General features: G+C 38.6%; 5 protein-coding genes. All 5 read left to right on the top strand.

Going from position 1 to position 8376, the window contains the following annotated elements; genetic code table 11:
* The first annotated feature begins 13 nt into the window (after positions 1–13).
* Entirely contained in the window at positions 14–1291 is a 1278-nt protein-coding gene (gene aceA, locus HU137_RS09430) for an isocitrate lyase (RefSeq protein ID WP_182043591.1), read from the top strand.
* 159 nt (positions 1292–1450) lie between these two features.
* The gene (locus HU137_RS09435; protein WP_182043592.1) at positions 1451–3097 is read left to right on the top strand and encodes a site-specific DNA-methyltransferase; all 1647 of its coding nucleotides are present in this window, start codon (positions 1451–1453) and stop codon (positions 3095–3097) included.
* Positions 3098–3100: 3 nt separating this feature from the next.
* Positions 3101–4165 carry a Fic family protein gene (locus HU137_RS09440; protein WP_182043593.1) on the top strand — a complete coding sequence of 355 codons (1065 nt, stop codon included), beginning with the start codon at positions 3101–3103 and terminating at the stop codon, positions 4163–4165.
* Between the two features lie 143 nt (positions 4166–4308).
* Positions 4309–6945 carry a DEAD/DEAH box helicase gene (locus HU137_RS09445; RefSeq protein ID WP_182043594.1) on the top strand — a complete coding sequence of 879 codons (2637 nt, stop codon included), beginning with the start codon at positions 4309–4311 and terminating at the stop codon, positions 6943–6945.
* A gap of 36 nt (positions 6946–6981) precedes the next feature.
* Positions 6982–7302, top strand: coding sequence for a hypothetical protein (locus tag HU137_RS09450; protein WP_182043595.1), 321 nt, complete (start codon positions 6982–6984; stop codon positions 7300–7302).
* Positions 7303–8376: the final 1074 nt, after the last annotated feature.

Genomic DNA, 8376 nt, shown 5'->3' on the forward strand with positions numbered 1-8376 from the left:
AATCTTTAAAAACATGAATACGAAAAATGAACGCATCGAAGCCCTGGAGTTGGATTGGAAAATCAATCCACGTTGGAAAGGCATCAAACGAAATTATACTGCAGAAGAAGTCATCAAACTGCAAGGTTCGGTTCAAATCGAATACAGTTTGGCAAAATACGGTGCAAATCGTTTGTGGAATGGATTAAAAAACGAACCTTTTATGGCCGGTTTGGGCGCCTTAAACGGAAATCAAGCGATTCAAGAAGTGGAAGCCGGTTTGAATGCAATATATCTGAGTGGCTGGCAAGTAGCAGCCGATGCTAATTTATCGGCCGAAATGTATCCGGACCAATCCTTGTATCCCGCCAATTCTGTACCCATGGTGGTAAAACGCATCAACAATGCATTAAAACGCCGTGACGAAATCCAATCCGTAACCGGTCTGGGTGAAATCGATTATATGGTGCCGATCGTGGCTGATGCCGAAGCGGGATTTGGTGGGAATTTAAATGCTTACGAATTAATGAAACAAATGATCGAAGCCGGTGCTGCAGGTGTTCACTTTGAAGATCAATTGTCCTCTGCCAAAAAGTGTGGGCATCTCGGAGGAAAGGTTTTGGTACCTACTCAGGAGGCAATCAATAAGTTGTTGGCTGCGCGTTTGGCGGCTGATGTATCAGGTGTTTCAACGGTTTTAATCGCCCGTACAGATGCTGATGCTGCAAATCTGATTACTTCAGATATCGACGAACGCGATCATAAATTTATCATCGGCCAACGAACAACTGAAGGATTTTATCACGTGAAAAACGGCATCGAACAAGGCATAGACCGTGGTTTAAGTTATGCGCCTTATGCCGATTTGGTTTGGATGGAGACTTCTAATCCAGATTTAGGCTATGCCAAAGAATTTGCGCAGGGCATTCATGAAAAATACCCAAACAAAATGTTGGCCTATAATTGTTCGCCTTCGTTCAATTGGAAAAAACATTTGTCGGTAAGTGAAATGGAAAATTTCAGAGAAAATTTGGCTGATATGGGTTATAAATTCCAATTCATTACCCTCGCTGGATTTCATGCGATGAACACCTCGATGTTTGAATTAGCAAGAGCCTATAAATCAAAAGGTATGGCCGGATATTCCGAATTACAAGAAAGAGAATTCGCCTTGCAAAATGAAGGATTTAACGCAGTGAAACACCAATCATTTGTCGGAACCCAATATTTTGATTTTGTGCAAAATACGGTTCAGAAAAACGCCTCAACCGTGGCGATGGCAGAATCTACGGAAACGGCGCAGTTTCATTGAGCGAAGTTCGAAGTTCGAAGTTTCAGGTTTAAAGTTTAAAGTTTCAGGTTTTAGGTTTTAGGTTGAATGCCTAAAGCCTATTTCCTTATATGCTTATGTTTTGAGATTTGTCGATTTTATGGGGAGTTTGGTTATATTTGGGGTTTAATAATTTTAACCATGCCCACCCTCAACTGGATAGGAAAAGACAAGGTGGTGAGCCACCACCAAGATGTGCCATACAGAGTTTTGGAACACAAATATGGATTTACAGCCGACCCTTCGACAGGCTCAGGACACGAACAAACCGAACCCACCAACAGCGGCAACAAAATCATACACGGAGACAACCTTGAAGCTTTAAAAAGCCTACTCCCTGAATACGAAGGAAAAATAAAATGCATCTATATCGATCCGCCTTACAACACAGGAAACGAAAATTGGGTGTACAACGACAATGTCAACCACCCAAAAATAAAAAAATGGTTGGGCGAAGTAGTAGGAAAAGATGGGGAAGACCTTACGCGCCACGACAAATGGTTGTGTATGATGTATCCTAGGGTTCGAATGTTACAAAAGCTCATGGCAAGAGATGGCCTTATATTTATGAGTCTTGATGACAACGAATTAGAAAATGGGTTGTTTCTTTTAAATGACATTTTTGGGAAGAAAAACAAATTAGCTTGTGCCCCATGGCTTGCAGAACCAAGCGGAGGTAAAGAAAAGAGATGGTTGCGGAATGGTCACGAGTATATTTTAATATATCACAATGGTTCCGCAGACTCAGTCACCCAAGAGGAGAGATCCAGTGGAAAACTTGATTTAAAGGATAATCAGGGGAAATATAAAAAAGGTCGTGAATTAAGAAAATGGGGTGGAGCATCTCAAAGAGAGGATAGACCTGGACAATGGTTTCCTTTAACTACCCCGTCAGGGGAGATTGTATGGCCACACAAAAATGATGGAACTGAAGGACATTGGCGTTGGGGAAAAGAACAAAAAATGCAACCAATCATTGAGAACCCCAATGTAGCTCATTGGGAACTCTGTAGTTATGATTCAGGTGTAGTTGTTGGTGGCAAAACAGAGCGGTGGGTTCCATTTGAAAAAATAAGAGATGTAAAAAAGATGGTAGGTTGGACAACTTGGTTAAACTCCGTTGGCTATAACTCTGATGGAACATCAACTCTAAAGAATATTTTTGGACATAAAATTTTTGACACCCCAAAACCAGTATCTCTAATAGAATGGCTAATTTCTCTACATAGTGATGAATCTGCTTTGGTATTAGATTCTTTCGCAGGTTCAGGCACCACAGCTCACGCAGTATTAAACTTAAATAAGCAAGACGGTGGCAATCGTAAATTCATTTTGGTAGAAATGGAAGATTACGCCAATGATATTACGGCAGAACGTGTAAAGCGTGTATCTAAAGGATATGGTTCAGGCAACAAAAAAGTGGAAGGCACAGGCGGAGCATTTGACTTCTACGAACTAGGTTTACCACTCTTTGACGAAAACCAAAACTTAAATGAAGAAGTCGGCTTGCCAAAAATCAGAGAATACATTTGGTTTTCAGAAACTCGAACTTCATTTAAAGAGCCAAACAAAGAACCATATTTTTTAGGCATAAAGGATGAATCGGTATATTATTTCATCTACGAAAAAGAAAAGCTCACCACACTCGATTATGATGCTTTGGAACTCATCAAAACCAAAGGTGAGCAATACATCATATATGCGGATAATTGCCTTTTGCCGAAAGAGTTTATGGCGAAGAACAACATCATTTTCAAAAAAATACCAAGAGACATCACAAGATTTTAAGCTATGGAAGAAACCAAAATACAAAACCTGCCGCCAAGTGTTGATTGTGAGTCTGTAGCTATCTTAAAACAACTCAACAAAGCGTCACGGGCATTGGGTCAACTCAAAGGAGAAGTTTCTAAAATTCCTAACTCACAGATTTTACTCGACACGCTTACGCTTCAAGAAGCAAAGGACAGTAACGAAATTGAAAATATTGTTACAACAGATGATGAGATGTACCAAGCCAGCATTGATGAAACAGTTGCTTCGGTTACAGCAAAAGAAGCTCTTAATTATTCCAATGCCATAAAATTAGGATTGGATATTGTTCGCAACAAAGGTTTGTTGACCATAAACGATATTTCCCGAATCCAACATATCATATCGCCAAATCATCCCATTCGGAAAATACCCGGAACGGTTTTGAAAAATCCTAAAACGCAAGAAGTGGTTTACACACCGCCCCAACATTATGACGAAATAAAAAGCTTGCTCGATAATTTAGAGCGATATATAAACGTACCTGAATTTCATGATACCGATGCCTTGATAAAAATGCCGATTATTCATTTTCAGTTTGAAAGCATCCATCCTTTTTTAGATGGCAATGGCAGAACAGGCCGTTTATTGAACATTCTCTACCTAGTGCAACAAGGTTTGTTGGATATTCCTGTATTGTACCTAAGTAGCTATATTATTAAAAACAAAAGTGATTATTACCGTTTATTGCAAGAAGTACGCACAAAAGGGAGTTGGGAAGAATGGATAGTCTGGATGCTAAAAGGTGTTGAACTTACCGCTAAAGAAACCATTGTAGTAGTAAATAAGATAAAATTGCTGATGGACGAATACAAAAAGGAAATCCGTAGCAATTATAGTTTTTACAGTCACGATTTAATAAACATTCTTTTTAAGCATCCATACACCAAAAACAGTTTTTTGGAGCGTGAATTGAAAATTCATAGAAATACAGCTTCAAGTTACTTAAACACTCTAGCCGAAGCGGGCTTGCTTACGAAGGTGAAAATTGGCAACAGAAACTATTACTTGAATGAACCACTTCTGAAAATTCTAAAAGAAAGATGATAGTTGAATCAAAGTATGCACAAGAAATAGCGTTTTGTTGTGCAAAGAATCAAAGTATGCACAAGAAATGGCGTTTTGTTGTGCAAAGAAATAGGGTGTGCACAAGAAATGGCAGCTTATTGTGCACGTTAAAATAGTAGATTATGGAATTAAAGAGCTATCAACAGAAAGTAATTGAAAATCTTGAAGAATACTTGACCTACGTTCAAGAGCAAAAAGATTTAGGCAAAGCCTTCAACCAATATTGGGAAGATAAAATCGGTCCTTACAATCCATTGGATGGTACAGGAATGCAACCTTATAAAAACACTGTTCCGAATGCGGCACACGTTGCGGTTAAAGTGCCAACGGCAGGCGGAAAAACCTTTATTGCCGTAAATGCTTTGCATTCCATTTTTGAGGCTTACGATTCCAGCAAACCAAAAGCCGTAATTTGGTTAGTGCCTTGGAGTAATCTTCTGCAACAAACGGTTGATGCACTTTCCAATCCGGAACATCCGTACAGACAAAAACTCAATACACTTTTCAATCACCGAGTAGAAGTTTATCAAAAGGAAGATTTGTTGCAAGGCTCAAACTTTAACCCAACAGTGGTAAAAGACCAGTTGAGCATTTTTGTGATGAGCTTTGCCAGCTTGCGAGCAAGAAACAAAGACGACAGAAAGGTCTATCAGGAAAATGGACAATTAGAAGCCTTTGTATCACAATTCAAAAACAGCGAACACATTTTAGACGGTGTGGATGATACCGCACTTATCAATGTTTTGCGTTATCTCAATCCTGTTTTGGTAGTGGATGAAAGCCACAATGCGGAAAGCGATTTAAGTGTGGATATGCTCAAAAATCTAAATCCGTCTTTCATTCTTGATTTAACTGCAACACCAAAAGACAATAGTAATATTGTAAGCCTTGTTCCTGCCATAGAATTGAAAAAGGAAAATATGGTAAAACTTCCTGTAATTGTTTATAACAATCACGATAAAACGGAAGTCATCAACAATGCTTTGCATTTACAACGCAAGTTGGAAAACCTTGCGAAAAAGCAAGAAGCAGAAGGTGGTAAATACATCAGACCTATCGTGCTGTTTCAGGCTCAACCCAAAACCAATGACGACAATACAACTTTCGAGAAGTTAAAGGAACAGTTGTTGATTTTGGGTATTCCAGAAAATCAAATCAAAATCAAAACGGCCAACATAGACGAATTGAAAGGCATTGATTTGATGAGCAAGGAATGTGAAGTCCGTTATATCATAACCATCAACGCCTTGAAAGAAGGTTGGGATTGCCCGTTTGCTTATATCTTGGCATCCTTGGCTGATAAGTCAAGTGCAGTAGATGTGGAACAAATTTTAGGTCGTGTGTTGCGTCAGCCTTATGTGCAAAGGCACAAGTCATTTCAGCTAAACCTCTCTTACGTTTTAACGGCATCTGCCAAATTCAACGAGACCTTACAAAGTATTGTAAAAGGCTTGCAAGAATCAGGGTTTAGTGAGAAAGACTATCGCAAAGTGGATAAGATGACCGAAGAAGAAAAGAAAACGGTTACGACAGACCCAGTTGAATCTTTCCTTTTCCCTGAACAACAAACAAACAATGAGGAAGAAGAGATAGATGCTGGTCGCATTACATATAGTATTGAAAATATTGAAGAAACACAAAAAGAAAATGAATTCCTTCAAGAGGTAGATGTCATTTCAAAAGAACAAAATGACGAAATGGAACAGCAAATAAAAGAACAGGAACAACAACCTGTTGACGAAAATATCTTTCAAGAAATGGGTGATAAAGTAAAACGCTACAAGGTTAAAGAAGCCTACAAGGAGTTTATAGACAAAATTGAGTTTCCGCAGTTCTTCATCAAAGTTACTGCAAGCGACATTTTTGGAACAGACGAAGAATTACTGAACAGAGAATCTTTACTCAAAGACTTCAAACTTTCAGACGAAGACATTAAAATTGACTTTGACCAAATCTCTTCGGACTTGTATAAAATCGACTTGGAAGAAGCCAAGAAAAACGAGTACAGACCTTCATTCACGAAGATTGAAGACAATTTGGTAAAAGACCCAATTGCGGAATACATTTTGGCAAAACCAAAAGAGAATCAGATAACAGACATCACACATCAAATGATGCAAATTATCGGAAATATGTACCCGATTCCTGACCAAGAAATCAAGGTTTACATCGGTCGAGTTCTGAATAGCATGAACACCGAGCAATTGAGAGATATTTTAGTTCGCAAATGGAGTTACACAGACAAAATCAAATCGAAAATTAGACAATTAGCTGACTCGTATGCCGAAGGTCGTTTTATGGATTTAATCAAGTCTAAGCGAATCAGCACCAAAGGAAATTGGAATTTGAGTAAGGAGATTGTTCCAGGGAATACAGGTTCTTCGATTGGTAATTCTCTTTACGAAAAAGAAGGTTCAATGAACAACTTTGAAGAACGAGTAGCAATGGAACTCGGAACTTCTTCTAACATTGAGTTTTGGCATAGGAATTTAGAACGTGGAAAAGGGTTTTACATTAACGGATTTAAAGCCAACCACTACCCTGACTTTATTATGCGGACAAAATCGGGCAAGACGATTTTGGTAGAAACGAAAGGCGACCATTTGGACAATACCGACAGTGCTGCAAAATGCCGATTGGGGAATGAATGGGAAAAACAAGCAGGGAATGACTTTGCCTACTTTATGATTTTTGACAAAAAAGAAGTGGAAGGAGCATATACGTTGGATAAAGCAAAGGAGTTGATAAGTAAAATGTAGAGGATAGAATTTTAATTGATAAATTTAAATTAGAAAATGGATGCTACAAAAATTGCTTTATTCTGTCTGATTGTATTGATGTTTTTGATTCTATTGGCAATTGTAGAATTAAGAAGAGTTTTTGATAAAGCCAATGTCATTGAAACCCGCTACCAAACTTTAAAAGAAAAAATAGACGCGCTCCCACAAATCATTCTGCACCAAGCCTTCCAAGGAAAACTGGTTCCGCAATTAGACAGCGACGGCGATGCAAAAGATTTGTTGAGAGAAATTTCGGCACTTTGGGACTCCGGCTACACTCAGTCTGACATTTTGGGGATGGTAGCGGAGGAGAAGGGGGAGTATGAAAGGAAATAAAACTACGTCAGTTCAAGTAGCGAAACGCAGTGTAGCCTATCGATAATCGTTGAGTAAAACTTCTCGAATTTTAAGTCTTTAAACTTTTTACATGCTTCTCGATATGGTTTTTAGCAAAAAATTACTCGAATTGACTCAAGAGATAGCTTTAAACCCTAAACCTATGCTCCAACACCACCGGAAGCATAGCTCGCCAAGTTGGCCAATCATGTGTCCAACTTCCGTCCCAGATATCCAAATCGTGTTGGATACTTTTGCTGTGCTGAATACCGCTTAGGGTTTAACTGGATTCGGATTATTCAGACTCAAATAAATCTATGAATATCTGATAGTTGCGTAATTAGCACGTTAGATTACCTTATAATATGAACAACCATACTGCCAAAAAATTCTTTATTAAATAAAAATGATAGAGGATTCTCTGTATCGAATAAGGATTTAAGATTAAGAATTTGAAATTAAGAGGAGGAATTCCGGTGGACTTCAGGTATATATTGAGTTGTGGAATATTTAAAGCTTAAACGTTAAATGTTAAATGTTAAGGAATTGAATAAAAACAAAAAAAGCTCATCAAAATTAATTGATGAGCTTTTAAAAAAGACTGGCGGCCCGAAGCACTGCTTCGGCTACTCTCCCACTTTCGTAGCCCCGATGTTTCGGGGTCGATGCGCTGGCAGGCTTACCCGCCGCGGCGGGTCGGAATGGAATTGAAATTAAGAGGATGAATTCCGGTGGATTTCAGGTATAAAAATCAGGTGAATGAATATTTGATTTATTGAGTGGTTGAGTTTATGAATAATTGAGTAATAAAAAACTTTAAACTTTAAACCTTGAACGTTAAACGAAATTTCTTGAAATAAAAAAAAAGATCATCAAAATTAATTGATGAGCTTTTAAAAAAGACTGGCGGCCCGAAGCACTGCTTCGGCTACTCTCCCACTTTCGTAGCCCCGATGTTTCGGGGTCGGCGCTGGCATGCTTATCCGCCGCGGCGGATCGGAATGGAATTGATATTAAGAGGATGAATTCCGGTGGACTTCAGGTATAAAAATCAGGTGAATGAATATTTGATTT

It is taken from the genome of Moheibacter lacus, from assembly GCF_014042165.1.
Taxonomy (GTDB): domain Bacteria; phylum Bacteroidota; class Bacteroidia; order Flavobacteriales; family Weeksellaceae; genus Moheibacter; species Moheibacter lacus.